The organism is Kothea flammea (genome assembly GCF_052161645.1).
In the GTDB taxonomy this organism is placed as follows: Bacteria; Planctomycetota; Planctomycetia; order Pirellulales; family Pirellulaceae; genus Laterigemmans.
Window position 1 is genome coordinate 1,721,392 of the sequence record NZ_CP197414.1, and the last position, 26,221, is coordinate 1,747,612.

Here is a 26,221-nt window from a genome sequence, read left to right on the forward strand (position 1 = left end):
GGTTGGTAGTTGATAGTTTCGGGGGCATGCCGAGTGTGATTTTTCATGGTGACAAGGACTGATTTAGATGACCAGTTCGATGATGACGAAGCGTTCCGCCAAAGCCAGCGGGATGCCGAGACGGAACTGTTGTCGTCCAGCTCTCCGTTAACGGCAGCTAGTCAGAAAACTGGCTACGTTCAAAAAACGGGTGGAAATCAAGAGTCTGGTGGCACTCAGGAATCTGGTGGCAGTCAGCTAGGTGGGGATACCTCCGAACAGCGATCGTCCGATACGTTGGCCCCCAACGAGGATGGTTCACTCCTGGCCTCCGCTGAAATCAGCATGTTGCTTGACAAGCTGCCGCGTTATGTCGAAATGAAAGTCGTCGGCGAGGGTAGTTTTGGAACGGTGTTTCAAGCCCGCGATCAAGTCCTGGATCGTAGGATCGCCATCAAAGTGCTCAAGAGTGACCTGCCCGCCGCATGTGAGCGTTATTTTTTGACTGAGGCCCAGCGGTTGGCTCGGCTCGACCATCCGGGGATTTGCAAAATCTTCGATTTTGGCGTGGTCAACCATCGCTCCTTCTTTGTCACCGAGTGGCTCGGTGGCGAGTCCTTGGCGAAAGTTGCCATGCCGGTGCCTTGGCGACAAGCTTGTCAATGGTGTTTGGAAATCACCTTGGCAATCGCATACGCGCATCGTCAGGACGTGGTGCATCGCGACCTCAAGCCAGCCAACGTGATGCGGGATGAGGAGGGACGCATTCGCTTGATCGATTTCGGACTCGCCTTTGCCGAGGACGAAGAGTTCGATGCTCAATCTTCGTATGGCGGCAGTCCAGCCTACATGTCCCCGGAGCAAGTTAGCGGAAATATTCACGCCTTGGATGGTCGCTCTGATATCTGGGCGATCGGGGTAATCTTGTATGAATTGTTGACCGCGAAACGGCCTTTTCGCGGACGACGCAACATTGACGTGCTCAGCAAGATACGGGAAAAGTCTGTGGCGCCGCCGAGAACGTATCAACCTGATATTCCCGTCGCCGTGGAGCAGATCGTGCTAGCCTGTTTGACCAAGCAAGCGGAGCGACGCATCCCCACCGCCACGGAACTTGCCGATCGTTTGCGGAGCGTGTTGGCCGAGCATGCAGCGGGGGCTCCGGCAGCGGGCAATTTACAAACGGGTGCTCTACAAACGGGTGCTCTACCAGCGGGGGTGAACCCTGGTGGTAGCGAAACAGAGCGTCTCGTCAGCGAGTTGCAGGTTGCCGCAGAACCTCGACAACCTGGAGTCCGAACTCGCCCCAGCTCGCGCGGTGTTGCCACACTCGCCCTGGCCGCTGTCGCTTGCCTGGCGTTAGTGGCAGCGGGAGTTTGGCTGTCTCGTGATGGCCAGCAGGCCGTTGGTGGCGATAACCAAACGGGTCCCGATGTGTTTGGAGAATCAGCGTCCCCGGCATCGCAAGTGGCGAGCTATTTGCGAGTTCTCGGCCAACGTCCCAGCACGGGGCAAGCTTGGGTCATCGATGCGGACGAGCCGTTGAGTCCAGAGCTGCGCAGCGGCGATCGTGTTACCATCGCGGTGCAGTTGGAGCAACGGCGTCACGTCTATTTGGTGTGGTTGGGAACGGAGAGTGGTACCACTTATCTTTACCCCGGACCGATGGGTACGCGCGATCAGATTGGCAACCCCAGCGTCGATCGTCCGATTGACTTTTTAGAGTTGGACGTCGGTACGCTCAACGGCACCCCGTCGACCGAAACGGTGTTGCTGGTCGCTTCTCGCGAGCCGTTCCCTGATCCGTCCGACTTTGCCCTTTTGATCGCCTCGCTGCCACGTCCTCAAATTGCCAATGCGTTGGCCAGCAGAGGCATGCGGGGTATCCATTTTGATGCGCATCAGTGGAGCAACCAAGCGACGGGGGGGACGCAATTCAATGAGGCGCTCAGCGAGACAGTCGCGTACTTGAAACGCGAGTTCACGTATGACGTCATTGTCCAAGCAGTCAGTTTCGCCAGCGGCACTCCCTAAAAGTCTCCTTTCGCTCCGCCGAAAGTCCCCTGAGTATTTCTTGGGAACACCAATGCGCATTAATTCGCACTAATCAAATGCCCGATGAGTTGATTAGTGTAAATTAGTGACGATTAGTGGTTCACATTCCCTAGTATGACGTTTCTTTACATTTAAGTTATCTGCCACGCGGAATGACTTCTGCGGAGGCGTTGCTCTCGCGAAGCGAAGTCAATCTGACCATGATCAAGACATTGCCGAGATTGGCAGCAGGCTGCTGCCTTGCAAGTAAACATCGATGGCTTGGGCGGCACCTCGCCCCTCATTGATTGCCCACACCACCAAGCTTTGGCCGCGTCGGCAATCGCCAGCAGCGAATACGCCTGGCAGGTTGGTGGCAAATTTGCCGTGCTCTGCCGCCACGTTGCTGCGTTGGTCGACCTCCACACCCAAGGCTTCGGCCAGGTAATGCTCTGGGCCTAAGAAGCCCATTGCCAAGAGCACGAGTTGAGCGGACACGACGCGTTCGCTCCCCGCCACTTCGGACATTTCCCAACCGCCGTCCGGCTTTCTAGTCCACTCGACCTGCACGGTGCGAATACCTTGCACATTGCCTTCCCCGTCGTCAATGAACGACTTGGAAAGGATCTGGTAGTGTCGAGGATCTTTACCAAACTTGGCCGTTGCCTCTTCGTGGCCATAGTCAGTGCGGAAGACCCTGGGCCATTCGGGCCAGGGGTTATCGTCGGCTCGTTGCTCGGGTGGCTTGGGCAACAGTTCAAAATTGATCACTTGGCGGCAACCGTGGCGAATCGAAGTGCCGATGCAATCGGTGCCCGTATCACCGCCACCAATGACCACCACATCTTTCCCTTCGGCGCTGATGAAAGAGCCGTTAAGATGATCGCCATGGACCCGCTTGGTGTTTGAAGTGAGGAACTCCATGGCGGGATAAATTCCACGCAGTTCGCGACCCGGGATGGGCAGATCGCGAGGTTTTGTGGCTCCGCAAGCTAACAATACCGCGTCGAAATCCTCCGTCAGTTGTTTAGCATCAAGATTCACACCCACGTTGGCGCCGGTGACAAACGTAATGCCTTCGGCGGTCAATTTATCGACTCGCCGCTGCACCACCTGTTTGTCGAGCTTCATGTTGGGAATGCCATATTGCAGCAAGCCGCCAATGCGATCGGCACGTTCGTAAACGGTGACCAAGTGACCGGCTTTGTTCAATTGATCGGCCGCCGACAATCCCGCCGGCCCCGAGCCAATCACGGCAACCCGTTTGCCGGTGCGACTGGTGGGAGGCGTCGGCTTCAGCCAGCCCTCCGCCCAAGCGCGATCGACAATGGCGTTTTCAATATTCTTGATCGTTACTGGCGGGTTGGTGATGCCCAACACGCAGGAACCTTCGCAAGGTGCTGGACAAGTGCGTCCAGTGAACTCGGGAAAGTTATTCGTTTTGTGCAGACGTTCGCTGGCCTCCCGCCAGCGACCTTGATAAACCAAGTCGTTCCATTCGGGAATCAGGTTATCAATGGGGCAGCCCGACGCCGATTGACAGAAGGGAACCCCGCAATCCATGCAGCGGGCGCCTTGCTGGCGGAGTTGTTTCTCCTCCGGCGCCGTATAGATTTCGTCATAATCATTGATTCGCACGACGGGCAAACGCCATGGCACTTTTTGACGATCGAACTCTTTAAATCCGGTAGGCTTTCCCATGATATCTTCCTTTGCGCGATGAGCTTGCCAATGTTCGGGGGATGGCAAGCATGTCTATGAGTTGTTTCTAAATTGTTTGACCCGCGGCTAACGCTGGCGGTTGATTAAATTGCATGGCCCGCTGGTGTCTCGGTGCTGCTCGTCGGCTGGGATGCTTCGGCCGCCATTTCTAGCAACACGCGTTTGTAATCGGTGGGCATGACTTTGACGCATTGTTTGAGGAACTCTGGCCAATTTTCTAGCGCGTCGGCCGCTCGTTGACTGCCGGTCAGCGTGAGATGTTGCTGGATCAATTCGCGGAGTTCCGCTTGTTCCTCATCCGAGCTGACTTGTTCGAGTTCCACGGTTGCCAGGTTGCACTGGATATTGAAATCGCCTTGACGATCCCAGACATAGGCAATCCCACCCGACATGCCGGCGGCAAAGTTACGACCAGTCCGACCGAGGATGACCACGCGTCCGCCCGTCATGTATTCGCAGCCGTGATCTCCGACACCTTCAATCACCGCAATGGCACCGCTGTTGCGAACGGCAAAACGCTCGGCGGCACGTCCTCGGAAAAATGCTTCGCCCCCGGTTGCCCCATACAAGCAGACATTGCCGACGAGGATGTTTTCCTCCGCCACAAAACTGCTGACTTTCGGAGGATAGACAATGATGCGGCCGCCGGAGAGCCCTTTGCCGACGTAGTCATTGGCGTCCCCCTCGAGTTCGATCGTCACACCGTGCGCGAGAAAGGCGCCGAGCGATTGGCCAGCCGAACCCTGGAGAGCCAGCTGAATCGTGTCAGCGGGCAAGCCGCGTTGTCCGTACCGCTTGGCAATCTCGTGGCTCAAGATTGTGCCTACCGTGCGGTTGATGTTTACGATCGGTAATTCGATGCGAACTGGCGTTTGATCTTCCAGTGCGGCCGCCGCGCGGGGCACAATTTCCAACATGTCGAGCGACTTTTCCAAGCCGTGATCTTGCGACTTCATGCAGCGGACCTCGACCCCGGCGTGAGCCCGTTTGGCGGGCATTAACACATTGGTCAGGTCGAGTCCATCCGTTTTCCAGTGGTTGATTGCCTTGTCGGTTTGCAGAACATCGCAACGTCCCACCATCTCATCAATCGAACGGAAACCTAGCTTGGCCATGATGCGGCGAGCGTCCTCGGCAACCATAAACAAATAATTGACTACATGTTCTGGCTTGCCCATGAACTTTTTACGCAGTTCCGGGTCCTGCGTGGCAATGCCGACGGGGCAAGTATTCAAGTGGCATTTTCGCATCATGATGCAGCCCAAGGCGATCAAGGGAGCGGTGGCAAACCCAAACTCCTCGGCACCTAACAAAGCGGCCACAACCACGTCGCGACCGGTTCGCAAGCCGCCATCGGCTTGCACCACCACGCGGCTGCGGAGATCATTCAAGACCAATACTTGATGCGTCTCTGCCAGTCCCAATTCCCACGGCAGCCCCGCATGTTTGATGCTGGTCAACGGCGATGCGCCGGTGCCGCCAGTATCCCCCGATATCAGAATGTGATCGGCGTGCGCCTTGGAGACGCCCGAAGCGGTCACACCCACACCGACTTCGGATACCAGTTTGACGCTTACGCGCGCCTGAGGATTGGCATTCTTCAAGTCGTGGATTAACTGGGCCAAGTCCTCGATCGAATAAATATCGTGGTGGGGTGGTGGGCTGATCAAGCCGACACCCGGCGTGCTGTAACGAATGCGGGCAATGTTGCGATCGACTTTGCGGCCTGGCAACTCGCCACCTTCACCCGGTTTGGCACCTTGCGAAATCTTAATTTGCAGCTCGTCCGCGTTCGTCAGATATTCGATCGTGACGCCGAATCTCCCCGACGCTACCTGTTTGATCGCGGAGCGTTTGGAATCACCATCGGCCTGCGGCAGGAAGCGGGCGGGATCTTCACCACCTTCGCCCGTGTTGCTTTTGCCCCCCAGGCGATTCATGGCGACCGCCAGCGTTTCATGCGATTCGGCCGAGATGCTGCCGAAGCTCATCGCGCCGGTGCAGAAGCGTTTGACAATGTCTTTGGCCGATTCGACTTCGTCCAGCGGTACATGGGGGCCAGCCACATTTTCGCGAAATTCTAATAACCCACGCAACGTGTACCGTGCGCGGTTTTCGTCGTTGATTGCTTGGGCAAATTTCCAATAGGCCTCTTCGTTGCCAGTGCGGGCGGCGACTTGCAGCGAAGCGATCGATTCGGGGGACCAGGCGTGCTTTTCACCTTCGGCCCGCCAGTGGAATTCTCCCGGGTTGGGCAACTGGGTGGAAACCTCGACGGGGCGATCGGGATAACCGAGCGCGTGCCGACGCAATGTTTCTTCCGCCAAGACGTCGAAAGAGACGCCTTGGATACGGCTGGCGGTTCCCACAAAACACATCTCGATGACTTCGTCTCGCAGCCCCAAAGCCTCGAAGATCTGCGCGCCTTTATAACTTTGCAGTGTGCTGATGCCCATTTTGGCCATCACCTTCAGCATGCCCTTGGCGACTCCTTTGCGATATGCGGCCACAATTTTGTCGTCGTCCAGCGTGGCAGTGTCAAACAGCCCCTCGCGACGGGCGTGCCACAGTGACTCGAAAGCCAAGTAGGGATTGATCGCGTCTGCGCCATAGCCAATTAGCAAACAGTGATGATGGACTTCGCGGGCTTCGCCACTCTCGATGACCAAACCGACTTTGGTCCGTTTCGCTTGCTTTACCAAGTGATGGTGGGCGGCACCGACGGCCAACAACGAGCTGACGGGCACTCGTTGGTCCGAGACAGCCCGGTCGCTCAAGATGATTAATTGCAACCCGGCATCGACCGCCGCTTCCGCTTCGCTGGCGATTCGGTCCAACGCCCGCCGCAGGCCAGCTTTGCCCTCGCCGCGGTCGAAAGTGATGTCGATCTCTTGCGACCTCCAACCTTTATGGTTGATGTGCTTGAGCGAAGCCAGTTCCTCATTGGTCAAAATGGGATGTTCAATCAGCAATCGTTGACAGTGCTGAGGGGTGGCTTCTAATAAGTTTTGTTCGGGACCAATGTAACACTCCAGCGACATGATCACTTCTTCGCGAATCGAATCGATCGCTGGGTTGGTGACTTGCGCGAAGAGTTGCTTGAAATAGTCGTACAGCATCCGCGGCTTGTCTGACAGGCAAGCGAGCGCTGAATCATTGCCCATCGAACCGACGGGATCACGCAACTGTTGCACCAGCGGAATCAACAAGAAAGCCAAGGTTTCGGTCGTGTAACCAAAAGCCTTCATCCGCTCCAGCAACGTCTCCGGGGTGTAGTTGTGGGGCTCGATTTCCGGATGCAAGTCGGCCAAACGAATGCGATTTTCTTTTAACCAATTTCCATAAGGACTGCGTTTGGCGAATTCGGATTTTAATTCCTCATCGGGAATCAGCCGCCCTTGTTCAAAGTCGACAAGAAACATCCGCCCCGGTTGCAAACGCCCTTTTTCAATCACAATCTCCGGGTCGACCGGCAAGACGCCAACCTCGCTGGCCATGATCACGCGGTCATCATTGGTCAAATAATAACGACTGGGACGTAGCCCATTGCGATCCAGCGTCGCTCCGATGTAGTGACCATCGGTGAAGACAATCGAAGCGGGCCCATCCCATGGTTCCATTAAACAGGAAAAGTACTCATAGAAAGCCCGTTTGTCCTCGGGCATCGTTTCATGTTTTTGCCACGCTTCGGGAACCATCATCATGACCGCTTCTTGCAGCGTGCGGCCCCCTAACAGCAGGAATTCAAGCACGTTATCGAAGGTGCCCGAATCGCTGCAGTGCGGCTCGATGATGGGGAACAGTTTCTGCAGATCGTTGCCGAATAGTTCGCTCTCAACCGAACCTTCGCGAGCTCGCATCCAATTGCGATTGCCTCGCAGCGTATTGATTTCACCATTGTGGCTCATGAACCTCAGCGGTTGAGCGCGATCCCAGGAAGGGAAGGTGTTGGTGGAGAAACGACTGTGGACCATCGCCAGGTGCGTTTCGAAATCAGGATCAGTGAGGTCGGGAAAATAGGGTAACACTTGAGCCGGGGTAAGCATCCCCTTGTAGACGATGACTTTGGTGCTGAGCGAACAAATGTAAAACATCAGCGCTTGGCGGAGGTGCGTGGCGTTCCGCAACTCGTGACTGGCTCGTTTGCGGATCTCATACAATTTTCGCTCAAAGGCCTCGCCCTCGAGACCGTTCGCGGCGGCGATAAATAATTGCTCAATAAACGGTTCACTGTTTTGCGCCGTGGGGCCAATGTCGGCTCCGGCGGTGTCTTGGGGAACATCTCGCCAGCCGATCAATTGTTGACCCGCTTCCACGATTAAACGTTCCACGGTTTCCTTGCAAAAGGCCCGCTCTTGAGGATCGCGAGGGAGGAAAACGAGTCCCGCAGTAAACTGGTCGGGAGGGGGAAGCTCGACTCCCAAATCGCGCTCGGCTACCTTCTGCAGGAATTTGTGAGGCAGCCCGGTGAGAATCCCCGAACCATCACCCGTATTCGGTTCGCATCCACACGCCCCACGGTGATCCATCGCTTGCAGAATTTGATCCGCATCGAGCACCATTTGGTGACTAGGTTTGCCTTTGATATGCGCGATGAAACCGACGCCACAAGCATCCTTCTCCAGCTCGGGATCGTATAAGCCCTGCTTGGGTGGCAAGTTGTAAAGTTGTGTCATGGTTCATCGTTTCCTGGTCAGAGGCATCGTGCGGGCGCCCTGTCGTTGTCAGCCGAACCGCGGAGCCGAAAAGTCGGCTCAAGCTGGTGCGCGGCGACGCGCGGACGCATTCAATTGTGGGGGGAGAAATACTGGTTAGCCTGGGGTGCAGCCAAAGCCGCGGGGCGCCAGCTAAGGGATCGCTTCCGGCACTTTGGCGGAGGCGTCAGCACGCACGCTGTTTTTTTCCGCCTCTTCGAGAGGGCGGCCGAGCAACAGTGCGGCAAATTGACGGGCCGCCGGACCAAGCCGACCGCCGCGTCGCCAACAGATTCCCAGTGGACGCGTTAAGTTCAAATCCACGCAAGGTAAGACATACAAAGAACCGGCAGCAATCTCGCGACGAACCGCGGCTTCCGGCATGATGCTGATTCCCTGATTGGCCTGCACGGCACGAATCAGCGAATCAATATTATCAAACGACATCGCGACCCGCGGTTGCACTCCGCGCATCGCCAAATGACGGTCAATCTCCCGCCGAATCGCTAAACCTTGTTCAAAAGCGATCAAAGGCATGCCGTTTAAATCACTCAAGCGGACCTCTCGCCGGCTGGCCAAACTGTGGCCGGGTGAGCAAATCATCCGCATCGGTTCCTGCTGCCAAATTACCACCCGCATCTTGGCCGATGCTTCGGGGTAGCTCAGCAAACCTAAGTCAACTTCGCCGCTGGAGACCATCTTGGCGACGCGAATTGGCTTGGAATACTCGACGTTCACCTCCACGTCGGGCTGCGTCCGCTGAAATTCAGCCGTCGCGTCAGGTAGGTAACTGAGGCCCACGGAGTAAATCGCCGCGACGGAAACCCGGCCTCCGGAAAGATTCTCGGTCGTCCGCACTTCCTCTTCCAAAGCACGATAATCGTGCAGCAACTTCTGAGCCCCATCGCGATAGAGTTGCCCGGCCCGGGTCAGTCCCAAGGGGCGGACGGAGCGATCGACCAATTGCGACCCTAAATGCTCCTCCAAATGCAATACCGCTTGACTCGCCGCACTTTGCGTGAGTCCCAACGAGGCGGCGGCACGAGAGAAACTCCCGTGGCTGGCGACCGCACAAAAAATTTGGAGCGTGCGAAGCTGCAAAATGACTCGCCTGTTGCAAGTGAAGGGAAGTGGGTATTAATTTTGCTTATAATTCCCGCTTGTTCAAGCAGTAAAGTTGATGCAAATGTAAGTTCATTGATCAACTGAGTCAACCGGATAAATCGCCGCAGCGGTCCGCAGCTAGGTATGGGACCAACGTTTGGGGAGTGTGACGGCGTAGAGCATCACGATTGCGCCCGAGCTGAGCAGAGTCCAGGGCAGCCATTCGGCGGGGGCCCAGACGCGAGTGGATCCGTTGGGGGTGGCGCTGGGATCCATAAAGGATGCTGAGGAGGACTCGGCCGCGCGGTAGAAGGTGGCACTGTCGATCACGAGACACTCGGCCCCCACAATCAACAACATAATCCCGACAGCCAGAAAAAATGATCGCCACACGGTTTTGCCCTCCCGAAGCCTAGAAAAAACTGGTCCCCGCCTTTCGCACTTTGCGGCGAATTCGTTGCTTGCTGGAGTTCTATCGGGTCGCCGGCGCGTGGGACTGCAGCTAGCTGGGCGACGACCGGGCTGGAGCGATTGGGGGGATTTGGTTCGACACTTTCTGCCCGCACAAATTGAACTTTGCCGCGTTGTTGGCTACGATTCAGGGCACTGGAGATTCCATTAACGTGTCGTTAATGGTCAAGTATGTTCCCTGCCTCGCATGGCTTCCGGCTCTGCGGCTTGCTTAAAACGCATAGTTAAACATCCCTCACAGGAGAGACGATTGATGTCGAACAAGACAAATCGACGTTCATTTATCCAGACTGGTGCCGCCGTCGGCGCTGGCTTCTGGGCCGCTGGCGGTGTGACGCCTCGCGAGAGTTTGTCGGCCAACGAAGAAATCCGCTTTGGGTGTATTGGCGTTGGTGGCAAAGGTGCGAGCGATTCGACGGATGCGGGTCGCGCCGGCAAGATTGTCGCGATTTGCGACATTGACGACAACGAACTGGGTAAGAAGGCGCAGCGCGAGCCGGACGCCAAACAGTACCATGACTTCCGCAAAATGTTGGAAGAGATGGGTGATTCGATCGACGCGGTCACCGTCAGCACGCCTGACCACACGCACGCCGTGGCGACCGCGATGGCTTTGCAGATGGGCAAGCACTGTTACACGCAAAAGCCGCTCACGCGCACGATTTGGGAAGCACGCCGCCTGGGAGATATCGCTCGCGAGAAGGGTGTTGTCACGCAGATGGGCAACCAGGGGACCGCCGAGTCGGGTTTGCGAGAAGCAGCTGCGATGCTCAAAGCGGGCGCGATTGGCGACATCCAGGAAGTGCATGTGTGGACGAACCGTCCCGTGTGGCCGCAGGGAATTGGTCAACCGCCAGCGGAAGAAGTGCCAGCCAACATTCACTGGAACGAGTGGATTGGTCCCGCCGAAATGCGTCCCTTCAGTGCCGCGTATCATCCATTCAAGTGGCGTGGTTTTTGGGATTTCGGCACTGGCGCTCTGGGCGACATGGCGTGCCACACGCTCAACATGGCCTTCATGGGCTGTGATCTTTTAAACCCGACCAGCGTGCAAGCGATCACTTCGGGGCACAACAAGATCACCTATCCCGGTTGGTCGGAGATCGTCTTCGAGTTCCCCGGCACCGACACTCGCGGTCCGGTCAAGATGGTTTGGTACGACGGCGGTAAGTTACCCTCGGAAGAATTGCTCAAGGGCCGCTCGACCAACGCCGACGGCTCGGCGATCAAGTTGGCCAGCAGCGGTTCGATCATCATTGGTAGCGAAGGCAAATTGTTCTCGCCCAATGATTACGGCGCTCAGTTTGAATTGATCGATGGCAAAGCGGTTGACGTGGAATACACGCGTTCGCCAGGCCACTTCCGTGAATTCGCGCGAGCCATCAAAGATCCGTCCAAGCCCGCGGTCAGCAACTTCCCTGATTATTCCGGTCCGCTGACGGAAACCATTTTGCTCGGCAATCTGGCCGTTTGGGCTGCCAGCGCGCCAGAGCAAATGGGCGAAAAGATCATGTGGGATGCCAAGACTTTGGAAGTCAAAGGTACGGACGCTTACGATTTCATCGTCAAGCCGAACTACTATAACGGCTTCACAGAGATCTAAGCGGCACCGCTTTGCTTGGACGAGTTGAATCGGATCAGCCGGGGCCGTCTTTGTCGGACGTTGGCTGATCCTCGCATTGCTGATTAGCGTCGCTGAGGTTTTTGAATCATCAGCGACGCTCCAATCAGCAGTCGCCCCGCCAATCAGCCTCGGAGACCAACGCGATGAGCCGGTATGTGCTGTTGTCATCTGTGCTCGCATCGCTGGCTCACCGGTTGGGAGCTCGCCAGTTGGGGCTGCTGTTGCTGGTCGCCACTGCCACCTTTGTTTCTGAAGCGGTGGTAGCCTCTAAGCTGACTGTGGCCACTGAGGATCGCGGCGAAGTGGACTTTGCCAGCCAGGTAGCTCCCCTGCTCTCTCGCCATTGTTTGCGCTGTCACGCGGCTGGCAATCAAGAGAGTGGCATTTCGTTGGCAACGGCGGAAGATTTTTATGACGCAGATTTAGTGATACCCGGCCAACCGGCTGAGAGTCTCTTGTATCAAGTGATCACGACGTCGGGCGACCAGCCGCCACGGATGCCACCTGCCGGGACGCCGCTGGAAGCTGACGAGTTGATGCTGATCGAACGTTGGATTGCGGCGGGAGCCGAGTGGCCTGCCGAACTGCCGCTCAGCGCGACAGCGGAGGCCGATAGCAACTGGTGGTCATTGCAGCCGCTCGCGGAAGTCTCGCCGCCGGAACCCAATGGTTTGCCGGCGGCTTGGCGAAGCAACCCGATTGATCGCTTTGTCTTTGCCAAACTGGCCACCTCGGGCTTGGTCACTGGGGAATCAGTCACTGGGGATTCGGCTGCCACTGGAGATTCGGCTGGGGGCCAAGTTCCAGCGCCCCCAGCGGACCGTCGCACCTTGCTGAGACGCTTGACCTTTGACTTGCATGGCTTGCCACCGACTCCGGCTGAAATGCAAGCGTTCCTCAGCGACACGCGGGCCGATGCTTACGAGCGGGTTATTGATCGGTTACTGGCTTCGCCCCGTTATGGGCAACGCTATGCGCAGCATTGGTTGGACATTGCTCACTACGCAGACACTCACGGTTTTGAACGGGATCTCCGCCGCGATCACGCTTGGCCCTATCGCGATTACGTGATTGACGCTTTCAATCAAGACAAACCGTATGCCAGATTCTTGCAAGAACAAATTGCCGGCGATGTGTTGTGGCCAGTCGATCAACAAGCCATTATTGCCACGGGGTTCTTGGCCGCTGGACCGTGGGACTTCGTCGGACAAGTGGAGACGCAGAGTCCCGTCTTGCGGCGGGCCGCTCGGGCGCTCGACTTAGACGATATGGCCACGCAAGTGATGGCCGCCACGATGGCCCTCACGGTGAACTGTGCGCGTTGTCACGATCATAAGTTGGATCCAATTTCGCAACGCGAATATTTTCAATTGCAAGCCGTCTTTGCTGGGGCCGAGCGGGCGGAGCGGATTGTTCGCCCCGAACAGCTTGAGCAGTACGAGCGGGACCGCGCCCGCCTCCGCGAGCGACTGCAAGAGCTCGACAGCGAAATCGCTTTGCAAACGGGTCACGGTGTGGACTTGGCCGACCTCGTCGGCGGTGGGCAGGGGTTTGGCGACGGAGTCGTCGGAGCCGGGATTGATCCGCGCACGGCAAAAGTTCAGGAAGTGCGAATGGGAGACCTCGATGATGTCCGCCTCAATCAATTCCGAGCCTCGGAGAATCGCTTTGTCGACGGCGTCTTTATCCCCACCGGACAAGCAGCAGCCGAGCAATTAGCATTAGCCGCAGAGGCTGGTGTGGTGATCAGCACGACCGGGTTGCGAGCTGGCCGGTTGCCGGTCACCTCTGGCAAAGCGTGGGATAGCATTCGCAACGGGCCGGTCAATTCGCAATATTCGCCGAGTCTCGACGGCATTGATTTTGCCGCCGCTGGTCACAGCTTGTTAGGGTTGCATGCCAACGTGGGCATTACGTTTGACCTGCGGCCGATTGCGGCGAACTGGCAAGCGGGTGATTTACGTTTCACCGCCCAGCTTGGTTACTTTGGCGCGGAGGGAGATTTTCGCGCCGATGTCCGCATCTTGTTGGATGGCCAGCCGCTGCGAGTTGTGGAGCAATTGAATCGCAGAGCGGGGCTGCAGTCGATTGATTTACCCCTGCCGCGTTCCGCTCGTTTTCTGACCTTGATCGTGACCGATGGTGGCAATGGTTATTCGCACGATCAGGTTGGTTTTGGCGACGCCCAGATTAAACCGGCCAACCCGCCTCAGCTTTCGCCTGACCAACAAACACGGCTGGTTGAATTGCGGGACAGCCGCGATGTGGTGGCCAGCCAATTGGCTGAACTGAGCGAGCCGCCGCGATTCTATGGTGTCAACAATCTGGCCGCGGCGCCGGACGTGCGGGTCTTGGGACGTGGCGATCCAGAATCACCGCTGGGCGAACCGCTGGCACCCGCCGCACTCTCGGCGCTGCAGATGCTTGACCCACAGCTGGGGACTGCCGAGATGCCTGCAGGTGAGCGGCGCGCGGCGCTCGCCCGCTGGATCACCGACCCGGCCAACCCGTTAACTCCGCGGGTGATCGTAAACCGACTTTGGCACTGGCATTTCGGCAAGGGCCTGGTGGCGACGCCCAGTGACTTTGGATTTGGCGGCGGACGCCCTTCGCATCCACGGCTGCTCGATTGGCTAGCCGGCCAGTTGGCTGCCAATGGTGGTTCACTGAAAGCGCTGCATCGTTTGATTTTGACCAGTCAGACCTATCGTCAGCAATCATATTTTGCGGCACCGCAAGAGGCCGCGCAAATTGATGCTGAGAACCGACTTCTGTGGCGGCAAAACTCGCGGCGGCTCGAGGCTGAGGCGATCCGTGATGCCGTCTTGATGGTCAGTGGTAAATTGAATGAGCAAGCTGGCGGTCCCGGCTTTGAGCTGTTTGATTACGAACAGGCCTACGCGCCGATCTATCGTTATCGAGCCGGTGATGACCCACAGCTGTGGCGGCGCTCGATCTATCGGTTTCGCGTCCGCACCACCCCCAACCCGTTCCTTAGCACGCTGGATTGTCCCGATCCGGCGAATCTCACCGCAGCCCGCCTGACGACCACCACGCCGTTGCAATCGTTGGCGATGTTCAATAACGCTTTCATGCTTCGTCAAGCAGAATACTTTGCCGCACGCTTGCGGGCTGAAAGTGGTGACAGCGTGGACCAGCAGGTGCGGCGCGGTTTTCAGCTGGCCTTCGCCCGCTCGCCGACGCCGGAAGAGTTGCAGTTGTCGATGCAGTTCGTTGGCCGCCAGGGCCTGTTCGCCTTTTGTCGCTCATTGCTCAATACCAACGAGTTCATTTATGTCGACTAGCCGCGAAGCAAATAGCCGCCGCGAGTTGTTGCGGTTGGCCGGCGGTGGTTTGGCCGGATTGGCGCTCGATGTGTTGCTCTGTCAGCGGTCTGCCGCTGAGACAACTCTCGGGGCTGTGGGAAATTCCGTCAGCGGTGGCTATCACTTTCCCGCCAAAGCGAGGCGCGTGATTCAAATTTTTTGTCCCGGCGGGATGAGCCAAGTTGACACGTTTGACTATAAGCCCGAGTTGGCAAAGCGAGCCGGCAAACCTTTTGATCCGGATGGCAAGTTACAGTTCTTTGCCTCCAAGCCGGGGAATTGCCAGCCCAGCCATTGGCCTTTCCGGCAACATGGTGAGACGGGACGCTGGATCAGCAATTTGTTTCCCAAGTTGGCCGAGTGCGTTGACTCGATGGCATTCGTGTACTCGATGCAAAGCAAGAGTGCCTTGCACGGTCCCGCCTGTTTTATGATGAACACGGGATTTACGTTGCCAGGTTTTCCCAGCATGGGATCGTGGGTGACTTACGGCTTGGGGAATGAAACGGAAGAGCTGCCGGCGTTTGTGGTGCTGCCCGATCCGGCCGGATTGCCACCGGGCGGCGTGATCAACTGGGGCGCTGGTTTTTTGCCCGCTGTGTACCAAGCGACCACGCTGGAAACGAAGGCCAGCGGGCAACCGATCGCCGACTTGTTTCCGCCCTCCAATTTCCCCGCTGCCACCCCGCAAGCGACTCAGGAGACGCGTGACTTCCTGCAACAACTCAATCGCCTGCATCAAGCTTCGCGAGCCGGTGACAGTCAATTGGATGCACGCATCGAGGCCTATGAGTTGGCTGCCCGGTTGCAATTGAGCGCGCCGGAGGTGACTGATTTGAGTGGCGAAACGGCGGCGACGGCTAAGCTTTACGGACTTGACGATCCGCGGTGCAGCGCTTTTGGCAGGCAGTGTTTATTGGCGCGGCGTTTGGCTGAACGGGGGGTGCGGTTCGTGCAACTGTATTGTGGTGCGGAAAATACGACCGCCAAAGAGATTCGGCCGAATTGGGACAGTCATGAGGATCTCGTTCGCGATCATGGCTACTGGGGGGCGGTGCTCGATAACGGTGCCGCCGCCCTGCTGACCGACCTCAAGACCCGCGGTATGTTGGATGACACGCTGGTGATTTGCACCACTGAATTTGGCCGCCAACCAGCCGGGCAAGGAGCAGCGGGCCGGGGACGCGATCACAACGCGGGAGCGTTTACCGCTTGGTTGGCTGGCGGCGGCATTAAGCCGGGCGTTGCTTATGGGGCGACTGATGAACTGGGGTTCGCCGCCGTCGATTCACCGACTTATTGTTATGATTTGCACGCCACGGCGTTGCATCTGCTGGGAATCGATCATCAACGGCTGACTTATTATCACAACGGTATCGAGCGCCGGCTGACCGATGTGCACGGGCACGTTATGGAGTCGTTGTTGGCGTGACCGCGGGCGCTTCCGCGATCGTGATTTGCAACTGCAATTCGCGCTCGATACGGGCCAGCAAGCGACGCAGCGCCGCTAAACGTTCGAGCCAAGTTTTGGCGAGGTTTTGCTGATCTTCGAGCATTCGCCGACGAGCCCGCAACTGCGATCGCTGTTGACTCTCCTCTGCCCGCTCGTAAGCCGCTCGCGTGACGCTCAAGCTTTGCTCAATCTCCGTCGCCGCAGCCGCCGTGCTGTCAGACAGTTCAATCACTCCTTGATGCGTCACCGCTCGCCAACCCAGTTCGGGCTGCAACGTGGCCGCGGTGATAACTTTCAACTCCAACTGCCGACCACGTCGCAGATCGACTCGCACGCGGACGCGGACTGGCGATTCATCACTCTCCTGAATCTCCAACAAGCCGCGGCTGGAACGTTGGTCGTCGTCGCTGATCTCAGTAAGCCAGCGAAATGACAATGGGGCACGCTCCAGGTCTATTTCTTTCCCCGCGTTCTGTCCAGCGTCCGCCCCCGCATCGGCTGGCTGCGGAGATGGAACTTTGGCGGGGCGATCGAGCAAAGCCACGGAGAGCCATTTTTTTCCGCCCGCATCTGCCGCTGGCAACCGCCAGCTGGTTTCCCAACGGGCTGTTTCAAAACTTAAGTCGCTAACGTTTACCGGCTGGCCACCAGCGGGTGCGTTCGCAGGCATCGTCTCGGGGGAAACCGCTGGGGGCTCGCGCTCAGCAAGTTGCTCGGGCTCTGTGCTCTGCTCGGGCTCATTCGCATCCGTTGGCATCAGTTCGGGGAACTCGCTGAGTTGCTCGTCTAGCAGTCCCCAGCCTTGTTCCCAGTTGAGCAGCGTGGTCGTCAGCCCCGAACTGTCCAGGCTGTCACTTTCCAGGCTGTCGCTGTCGTTCGTGTTCCAGTCGGCGGCGTCCAATTCGGCGGCGTCCAATTCGGCGGCGTCGAGTTCGGGGATGGGAGTTTCCAGCGGCTCGTTGACTGGCTGCAGTTCGGCATCGGCATCGAAGTCGGCCCCTGGGCCGGCTGTTGATTGCCGAGTCGTTGGTTGCCGAGTCGTGGCAACTTGTGCTTGCTCGGGAGTGCTGAATGGCAGCAGGCGTTTGGCCACTGGGACAGCGGCGATGATCAGGCCGATGCCGACCAGCCCGGCGATCGCTTTGGTTGGCCGGCTGGCACGCCGCCGCTGGGGTCGATTCACACGTCTGCTGGTTCCTTTGTTGGCATCCTGCAGTTGACTAGTGTCCGCCGTGAATGGGCTGCTGAAGTGCTTGCTGCGAGGCTGTTGCGTGGCTCGCTCTTCGTCGGTCGTGGCGGATTGGCCGAGCAGTTGTTGGATCGCGAGGCAGCCAGCCAGCCAAGCGGGATCGTCTTGCATATTTTCGACTGGCGGTGGCTGCCAGCTGGTCAATAAGGATTCGCTAGGGGACGCCTCCAGCTGAAACAGTTCTGGCTGCAAGTACAACATCGACTGCGCAATCCGGGCAGGCAATAGATCCCAAACGAATTGCCCCTCGGCCGTGATCCCGATGTCCTCCGCTGGTCCAAACAACAGCGGCCAACGCTGGGCCGTTAGCTGGCCGCGGATCGACGCCAATTGCTGCTGCCAGTGTTGCACCAAAGCGGCCGGAGGTGGCCAACCAAGTTGCTCCGCCAGCTGAGCCAGCCGGAAAACTCCGGGCCGCTGTATTTGCACTCGGGTGCTGGTGATTGCTGCCGAGTTGCTCGCGGCGCGAGGGGCATCGAGAGCATGCTTGGCCAGTTGGTTGGGAAAGTGTCCAGATTGAAAGAGTTGGCGGGTGAGTTTAGCGGCGATGGGGCTGGAGCATTCGATTTCCCAGATAACTGTCGGTTCATGCACAGACTTGGGGGTGCCAACTTGTTCGAGGCTGGCTTGGCTGGCGGCGATTGGTTGGCAGTTCCAAGGTTGCGGCGAATGGACCAGCGGCTGGGCGGCTGGCTGGGGAATTTCTTGCTGGGAAATTCTTTCTTGTTCAGCGTTCCGCTGTTCAAGGGCTGTTAATTCATGGGTTGTCAGCTCTTGAGGGGGCAGCTCTTGAGGGGGCAGTTGCTGAGCCAGCAGGCGAGCGGCAGTGGCGATTGTCAGTTCGCCGCTGCGCAATTGAGCGGCGATGGTTTCGATTTGTTGGGCGGCGGCAATTTCCGTTGCGTTGATTTCAGCGAAGCTGTGACGCGGATCGAGGGCAGGTTCGCGGTGCATAGCCGGTCGCTCGGTGAAAGAAGAAAAGTGCCTACATGGGGGGCGTTCAAGTCGCGTGATCGTTAGGGTTTGCTTAAATTCGTCAAATTGCAAGCCACCAGAACCGGATTCTCTGTCAATACCGGAAGAATTGATCAAACCTGAAGCGCCGGTTGTGCCGATAAGTTTGGCGGAGACGGTTTCGACCGGTCGCAACGGTTTTGCGTCAGCGGCTTTGGTGGAAAGCGTATCAATTTTGCATTTTAAGGGGGGCGATGCGGTTTCAGGCGGCGAGTTTTACCGAAAACTCGTGGCCACTCCGCCTCGATCGCGGCAGCCGACAAGTGGGAGCCTGGTGGGGTTCCTGTGGTTGCTGCTTTTGAACGCCCTGATTTTCGGTCATGCGTACAGACGGCACCGGGGCCGCGGAGACAGTCGTGATGTTGAGAACGAAGCTTTCGCTCAGCCGAATCCTAACGGGCTTGGCGGCCTGCTGTGCCCTCGGGGTTACCAGCTCCGCTCTGGCGGGACCGCCCCAAGTACCCGGGTCGGTTGAGCCTGATTACGAGGCTAGTGGTTTTGTGGTTCCGGCGGGATACGCCGAGCCGGCCAAAAATAATCGAACGGGAGGCGTGATGCACGCCAACGCCCCGTACGGCCAGATGCCGGTGCATCCAGTCCAACAGACTGGCATGTTTAGCGGACATATGGGTGGGCACATGGGCGGGCCAATGGCCGGCTGCGACACGGGTAGATGCGATGCCGCCGGCGGTTGCATGTCCTGTGGTAGCGGTGATTGGCAGTGTGCCGGTGGCTGCAACTTCGGTGGCTTGTTCGGTGCCATGCACTGCGATGACCACAGCGGAATGAGTAAGCTCCGCCACGTCTGCTTGTTCTGCCAAAGCGATGGCTGCGGAGTCTGCCAATCACTGGGCCGAGCTAACATGCTCGGACTGCTCGCAGCTCTCGGTCCTTACACCGAAGCTGGCTTGGGTGCACAGCGTTGGTACGACATTTCAGCCGAGGTGTTATTCCTCAGGCTCGATACCAATGCTCGGGGATTTGACGTCACCAGCCGTGGCCAAGGTCCCAACACGAACATCGTGCTGCGAAGCAACGACGCGATGGACGATAGCATGCAGGCCGGTGCACGTCTCTCGGCATCGATGATCTTCGGTGTGGGGGGCAATTTGGAGGTCACCTATATGGGAACGGGCGAATTCGGCGATTCCCGTACCGTTTTTGGGACGCCCGATGTGAACGGCAATCCCACGCCAGACCTGTTCTCGTTCATCTCAAATTTTGGTCAGAATCCTAACCTAGGCTTTGACGATACTGATCAGTCGCTGTCGCAAAGTATTAGCACGACCAATCGCTTTCATAGTGGCGAAGTCAACTATCGGCGTCGCTGGGTAGGGCCCTACTCACGCTTCCAAGGCTCTTGGTTGGCCGGTATCCGTTACATCGACTACGACGACCAGTTCAGCTATCGCACCGTCGGGCTAATCAACAACGGCAATCCGGCTGATGGGCAGCGATTTCTCAATAGCCAGTTCCGCGCCAGCAACTCGATGACCGGATTCCAAGTCGGTGGTGACTTGTGGTGGAACATGTACCCCGGCCTCAACCTGGGTGTGGGAGTCAAAGGTGCGGTGATGGGCAATACCTCGCGGCTCGAAGCAAACGTTGCGGCTAACTCGCTCGGCCCGGGAAACATTAACTTCCCCTTCGCAGTTGCTGACCGGGTAAGAAATTCGGAAACGGCCTGGCTGACTGAACTGAACGCCACGCTGCTCTACCGATTTTCCTACTCCTGGACCCTCCGCAGCTCCTTCCACGTGATCGACATAACCGATGTCGCTCTGGGGTCGCCAGCTCTGCAAACGACGAATTTCACCGGACTTGGGACAAATAATGCTGCGGCCGCTTTGGCCCCGCTAACCAACGGTGGTGACTTGACTTTGACCGGTTTCACCGTGGGTCTCGAGTACCTCTGGTAACGTCCGAGCGAAATTTTCTTCTCGGCGGTGAGGAAATCGCGCTGAGTCACGAATATGACGTGTTTCCCGCGTTCGAAAGGCCAGCCATGGTTCGGAAATCCGAATCTTGGCTGGCCTTTTTTTCTGCCTTTCACGCTCGTTTGGGTGGTTTTGTTTGGCTTCTAAAGCCGCTTTTGGTAGGTTCACAAAGTTACGACCAAATCAATCCTCAAAATCCGACCAAAGGCGGGAACTTGAGCCTGTTCCGTTGCATCCCAACTCTGCGATTTGTTGACACGTCCCGGGGCGGAACTAGAATCGACCGCAACACTCTTCCCATGTCCCCGGAATTGCCTAATTTGACGCAGTGTGGATTATGCCAGCTCGCCGGGGCGAGTGGATGCTTGCGTAAAACTACTAATATCGAGCTTAAGGACCACGTGGCACGTGCGTCGAACTGGATTCGAACGAAGTGCAGGTTCGTGGCCCCATCCGGATCAGTTGAATAGGGATTTTAAGGTGAAGCGAGCTAACAAGCAGAACCAGACTCGAGCTAATTCTCCACGCCTGCGGAAGGAGACGGGCCGCTCCCGGCGCCGTCTCATTATGGAGAATTTAGAGCAGCGGCAGCTGCTTTCGGCGACTGGCTTTCAGAGCCCGGGCGGGACTGGGGGAGAGTCGGGGTATCGCTTTACCACGCTGGCGCGAAACATCGGCTCGGTTGATGCGAGTCGCATTAACGAAGTGGAATCGAACGACACCTTTGGCACCGCGCAGGTGCTCCCGTTGGGCACGGGTCCTGGGCAGGTGGACACGATCGACCTTTCAGGCACTCTGAGCACTGGCAGTTTTGGCTCGCGAATCTTCCCCGACGTCGATTACTTTGCCCTCGACTTGCGAGCCGGCGACATTCTCGATATCGCCACGATCGGCTCGGTTGGTGCGGTCGACGTCTTCTACTCGCCCAACCAGCATTGGTTCGGTTCTGAGGGAAATGCGCCTGTCACCGGTCCAGAAGGCATTCTTTTCCCGTTTGAGTCTCCGCTGCAGACGTTGGGTGACATCACTGCGGCTCAGACGGTACCCGAGACTGGACGCTACTACCTCCAGGTTTCGGTCGGCCCGACCAGCGGCATTTACACGATGGGCCTGCGGGTTTATCGACCCGTCATGGAGCAAGCGCCGATCGGTCAGCAGCAGGTCTTGTATCTTGATTTCGACGGAGCTACCTATTTGGAGTCGGAGTTTGATCCGACGGCCACTGGGGTGGCTCGACTATCGCCCATGTCGGCGTTCATTCAAGACTGGGGTTTGCGGCCTCAAGATGAAGACCGCATCATTGACCGCGTGATCGAGATTGCGGAAAGCAAGTTCGAGTACATTGGTCTCAATGGAAACAACGGCGCATTTGGTGACAGCGGAGTTCCCGGGCAATTCGGCATCGACATTCGTAACAGTCGCGACCACGTTGATGAATTTGGCATCAATCCCTATTTTAGTCGTGTGATTATTGGCGGCACGCAGGCAGAGTCGGGGGTTCCTACGATCGGGCTGGCCGCTTCGATCGACATCGGAAACTTTGCCACCGCTGAGTCCTCTTTCTTGTTGTTGGATTCGATCGAAGATTTGATCCTGCCGATCGAGTTTGCTCCCGGTTTCACGGTCATTGATACGATAGCGACCTTCTTGGCCAACGTGGCAGTTCACGAAGCAGGTCACTTCTTTGGAGCTTGGCACCAAGACAACGCCAACGCGTTGGTATCGATCATGGACCAGGGTGGCGACATTCTGGGTTTTACGGAGACGGGACCGGACCAGATTTACGGTACGCTTGACGATGTTGTCATCAACTTTACCGATGATTTCTTCTCGCCTGCGGAAGCGGTTCACATCGGCCGCGAAGATACCGTTAACGCAATGGCCTTTAACCTCTCCACTGGGCTTGTCGGTGGCAGCATCGCGGGAACGGTCTACGAGGATCTGAATCGCAGCGGGGCGCGAAACAACAACGAATCGGGTGTAGCCGGTGCGACGGTCTTCGTTGACCTCGATGGCGACGGACAGCTCGATAGTTCGGAACCATCCGCCGTTACTTCGGCGACCGGTGCATTTTCACTGGGCGCTGCCGCCGGTGCAGCCACGGTTCGAGTGATCACACCTTCGGGATTCATCACTACCACTGCGAATCCGCTGACCGTGACCGTGCCCACCAACGGCAGTGCGGTCGCTAATTTCGGAGTGACTCGTGTTGATGCCGACGTGACCGGTTTCAAATGGGCTGACCTGAATGGCAATGGTCTGCGTGAGGCCGACGAGCCCGGGATTGGGGGCGTTTACATCTACCTCGATTTGGATGGTGACAATCGGCTCGATTTAGGTGAGCCACATGGAATCACCGACTCCGATGGATCTTACACCATCAACTTCCCGGGGCCGGGCGACTATGTGATTCGCGAAGTCGTCACCCCCGGATACGCGCAAACTTTCCCGGCCAGCGGCGAGCACCTTGTAAGATACGATGGCACCGTTCTTCCCGATAATTACAACTTTGGCAATCAGCCGGTTCAAGATTTTGGCGACGCTCCTTTCCCCTATCCAACCCTGGCTGCCAACAATGGTGCGGTGCATGGTTTGGTCAGCGGTTTGAGCTTGGGGGCGACAGTCGACACCGAGCCAGATGGTCAGCCCACGTTTGGTGCGGATGGCGACGACAACAACGGCATCGATGATGAAGACGGAATCACAATTTTGTCCGCCCTCTCGCCGGGTGAACCGGCGGTCATCAGCGTTTCGGTAACCAACACCACTGGGGCTCCAGCTTATCTCAGCGGCTGGCTCGACTTGGAAGGCACGGACGATTGGAGCGGCGAGTTTGACAAGTTCATTAATGACATGGTTTTCACCACCAGCGAGGTGAGGGAGCTCAATTTTGTCTTGCCAGCTTCGGCGGTCGTGGGTGACACCTTTGCTCGGTTCCGACTCAGTCAATCTCCAGGTGTTCCCGTAACAGGCTTCGCCGCTGGCGGTGAAGTTGAAGATTATGCGATCCGCATCGCCGAGACCGCCGATGTTGCCAACCGGGATGAGTTCGATATTCCCCGTGGCTCTCAAGCAGTCCCCCTCGACGTGTTGGCAAACGACTTTGACCTGCCCAACGATCCGTTGACGATTCAGCTGGACACCGACCGCAGCGACAATGGCGGAATTATTTTCCTCTCCGGCGACCGACGGACAGTCTTTTACACGCCAGCTGAGGGACGTCTCGGCCCCGATTCGTTCGAATATTCAGTGCGCAATGCCGATGGTTCCTTGCAAGGAACGGCCACCGTCGATTTGAACGTGGTCTTCCAGTCGCAAGTGCCGATCGCGATTGACGATTCGTTTAACCTGCCAGAGCGGCTGCCGGATCAACCGATCAACGTGTTGGCGAATGATATCCCCAGCGTCGCCGGTGGTCTGCGAATCATTGCCACTTCCACTCCGGATCGTGGTGGCAGCGTTCGCATCACTCCGGGTGGCCAGAGCATTCGTTACACACCTGCTGCTAGCGAAAACGGGACGGAGCAATTTAGCTACACCGTCGCCGACGCGAATGGTCAACTCAGCACCGCCGTGGCGACCATTCACTTGCAGCCAGGCGATCCCAACGAGGACCTCGCTTCCTTCATCGTTGAGACGCTCGCCTTCGATGGTTTGACACCGATCAACACGATTCCCGCGGGTCAGCCGTTCAAGCTGCGAGTTTCGGTCGACGATCTTCGCGACTTCCAGAATAATCCTGGCCTCGGTTCTGCCTATCTTGACTTGTTGTTTACCGACGGTCTGGTTGCTCCGGTTCCCGGCACGCCCGGGTCGGGCTTCTCGTTCGACATTGACTTTGGTGCCAACTTCACCACGTTGCAAACTGGCGATGCTTCACTGCCCGGTATTTTCAATGAGGTGGGGGCCACGCAGGCTGGTTTGGGGACGCCTTTCACTGGCGAGGCCGAGCTGTTCACGATCACGATGATGGCGGTCAATCCAGGGATTGCTGAGTTTGTTGCCGATCCGGCAAATGAATCGTTCAGCGATGTGGTCTTCCTCAGTCCTGCTAATCCGGAACTGGTGCCGAACGACATTCTCTTTGGTCGCCGTCAACTGACGATCGTCCCCAGCGATTCTGACTTTGTCTTCGCGGTCGATGATTCATACCCCGATCAAAGAGATTCGTTGGGACGGCTGATCGAAGCGGGCCGTGCGGCAACGCTTGACGTGCTGGCTAACGATAATAAGGGCCCGACCGGTGACGTCACTATTGTCAATGTGGGGGCCGCCGCAAGTGGTTCAACCTCGCTGTTCGATAACAACACGGATGATCCCAGTGATGACTTGGTGATCTACACGCCCAATGCGACTTTTGTTGGTGTGGATCAATTCAACTACACCATTCTCTCGGCTGATGGCGTTCAAAGCACCGCTCAAGTAACGGTCACGGTGGGTGACGCGGCCGCCGACGACTTAGTCGATATCGATGTGCAGTTGCTCGATGCTGATGGAAACATTCTTACTGAGAATGACACGATTGATGTTGGCGAGCCGTTCCAAATTCGGCTGGTTGTCGACGACCTGCGGGATCCCTTCTTCGGTGAGCCACGCGGTGTGTTTGCTGCCTACATGGATCTGCTATTCGATTCGATTTTGGCGGAGCCCGTCAACGCAAACCAATCGCGTTTCGGGTTTGATGTTGAGTTTGGTGCCAACTTCGATGAGGATACCGCGGTCGGTGATGCCTTCGTTCCCGGCTTGATTAACGAGTTTGGTACGTTCCAAACGACTTCCCAAGGCTCGGGCGATCCACTGCAGGCCGATCCGGTGCTGTTTGCCACCATCGACATGATTGCCAAGTCGCCTGGGATGTTGCGAGTTGTCGCTGATCCAGCCGATGTCCAGCCCGATCAAGACACGTTGCTGTTCCAACCACCCGATGTCGTGCCGATCAGCCAGATTCGTTACGATGTGGCGTCGGTGCGAATTCAGTCTGCCGGTGAAGGCGAATCGCCTAACCAAAACGATCGGAACCGTTGGGACGTCAATAACGATAACCACGTCTCACCGATCGACGCCTTGTTGGTACTCAACCGCTTGAACCGCGGTGGTGAGGGTGAAGATGGTGACGAAGGTGGACGCAAAGTTTACTGGGATGTGAACGGCGACAAGAAGATGAGTCCCATTGACGCTCTGCAAGTGATCAACTTCCTTAACAACAACCGTGGTGGTGCTGGCGAAGGCGAGGGCCCCGCTTCGCTGACCGGATTCACCGTGGGTGGGCCGTTGGTCAACTCGACTGGGAATGCGGCCTCGGGTATTTCTGGCAGCGATTTCACCGATGCGGTTGATTCCATCTTCGGCTCGTTGGGAACGGCTGAAGGCGAAGGCGATCAACTCGTCGCCGATGGTGGCAGCTCGGCCGCTCGACAGTCGGCTCACGGAGGTCAGTCAGTTTGTTTGCCAGTCACGCCATCCGACGGTGATGACGACGACGATGACGATCGTGAACTGGACACGCTAGGCGAAGTGTAACAACGAATTGGTTGCGGACAGCTCCGCAATGCATGAATGGTTTGATGAGAACGGCTCCGGGAAAAATCATTTCCCGCGAGCCGTTTTGCATAGT

At 57.4% G+C, this 26,221-nt stretch carries 11 protein-coding genes; 6 read left to right on the forward strand and 5 right to left on the reverse strand.

What is annotated here, in order from left to right; translation table 11 throughout:
* The first annotated feature begins 45 nt into the window (after positions 1–45).
* Positions 46–2,013: a serine/threonine protein kinase gene (locus tag SH139x_RS06235; protein WP_488354416.1), complete on the forward strand. Its 1,968-nt coding sequence runs from the start codon at positions 46–48 to the stop codon at positions 2,011–2,013.
* A 225-nt stretch (positions 2,014–2,238) separates the two neighbouring features.
* Here the strand turns inward: SH139x_RS06235 and SH139x_RS06240 are convergent, their stop codons facing one another.
* The 4 genes from SH139x_RS06240 to SH139x_RS06255 all read right to left on the reverse strand — a co-directional run bounded on the left by SH139x_RS06240 (position 2,239) and on the right by SH139x_RS06255 (position 9,926).
* Positions 2,239–3,714, reverse strand: coding sequence for a glutamate synthase subunit beta (locus tag SH139x_RS06240; protein ID WP_488354417.1), 1,476 nt, complete (start codon positions 3,712–3,714; stop codon positions 2,239–2,241).
* A gap of 104 nt (positions 3,715–3,818) precedes the next feature.
* Complete coding sequence (gltB, locus tag SH139x_RS06245) at positions 3,819–8,411, reverse strand: glutamate synthase large subunit (protein ID WP_488354418.1); 4,593 nt, start codon at positions 8,409–8,411, stop codon at positions 3,819–3,821.
* 171 nt (positions 8,412–8,582) lie between these two features.
* Complete coding sequence (locus tag SH139x_RS06250) at positions 8,583–9,530, reverse strand: LysR family transcriptional regulator (protein ID WP_488354419.1); 948 nt, start codon at positions 9,528–9,530, stop codon at positions 8,583–8,585.
* 141 nt (positions 9,531–9,671) lie between these two features.
* Positions 9,672–9,926, reverse strand: coding sequence for a hypothetical protein (locus tag SH139x_RS06255; protein WP_488354420.1), 255 nt, complete (start codon positions 9,924–9,926; stop codon positions 9,672–9,674).
* Between the two features lie 331 nt (positions 9,927–10,257).
* On the opposite strand from SH139x_RS06255, the gene SH139x_RS06260 reads away from it, so the two are divergent.
* From SH139x_RS06260 to SH139x_RS06270, 3 genes are all read left to right on the forward strand, one after another.
* Positions 10,258–11,607: a Gfo/Idh/MocA family protein gene (locus SH139x_RS06260; protein WP_488354421.1), complete on the forward strand. Its 1,350-nt coding sequence runs from the start codon at positions 10,258–10,260 to the stop codon at positions 11,605–11,607.
* Between the two features lie 164 nt (positions 11,608–11,771).
* Positions 11,772–14,933, forward strand: coding sequence for a DUF1553 domain-containing protein (locus tag SH139x_RS06265; protein ID WP_488354422.1), 3,162 nt, complete (start codon positions 11,772–11,774; stop codon positions 14,931–14,933).
* Positions 14,923–16,386: a DUF1501 domain-containing protein gene (locus SH139x_RS06270; RefSeq protein WP_488354423.1), complete on the forward strand. Its 1,464-nt coding sequence runs from the start codon at positions 14,923–14,925 to the stop codon at positions 16,384–16,386. The genes SH139x_RS06265 and SH139x_RS06270 overlap by 11 nt, the downstream gene beginning before the upstream one ends.
* Here the strand turns inward: SH139x_RS06270 and SH139x_RS06275 are convergent.
* The gene (locus SH139x_RS06275; protein WP_488354424.1) at positions 16,364–18,610 is read right to left on the reverse strand and encodes a hypothetical protein; all 2,247 of its coding nucleotides are present in this window, start codon (positions 18,608–18,610) and stop codon (positions 16,364–16,366) included. The two genes, SH139x_RS06270 and SH139x_RS06275, sit on opposite strands and share 23 nt — an antisense overlap.
* Before the next feature lie 380 nt (positions 18,611–18,990).
* Here SH139x_RS06275 and SH139x_RS06280 point away from each other — a divergent pair, with 380 nt between their 5' ends.
* Together SH139x_RS06280 and SH139x_RS06285 are read left to right on the forward strand one after the other, a co-directional pair.
* Complete coding sequence (locus tag SH139x_RS06280) at positions 18,991–20,589, forward strand: Lpg1974 family pore-forming outer membrane protein (protein ID WP_488354425.1); 1,599 nt, start codon at positions 18,991–18,993, stop codon at positions 20,587–20,589.
* A gap of 585 nt (positions 20,590–21,174) precedes the next feature.
* The gene (locus tag SH139x_RS06285) at positions 21,175–26,127 is read left to right on the forward strand and encodes an Ig-like domain-containing protein (protein WP_488354426.1); all 4,953 of its coding nucleotides are present in this window, start codon (positions 21,175–21,177) and stop codon (positions 26,125–26,127) included.
* Positions 26,128–26,221: the final 94 nt, after the last annotated feature.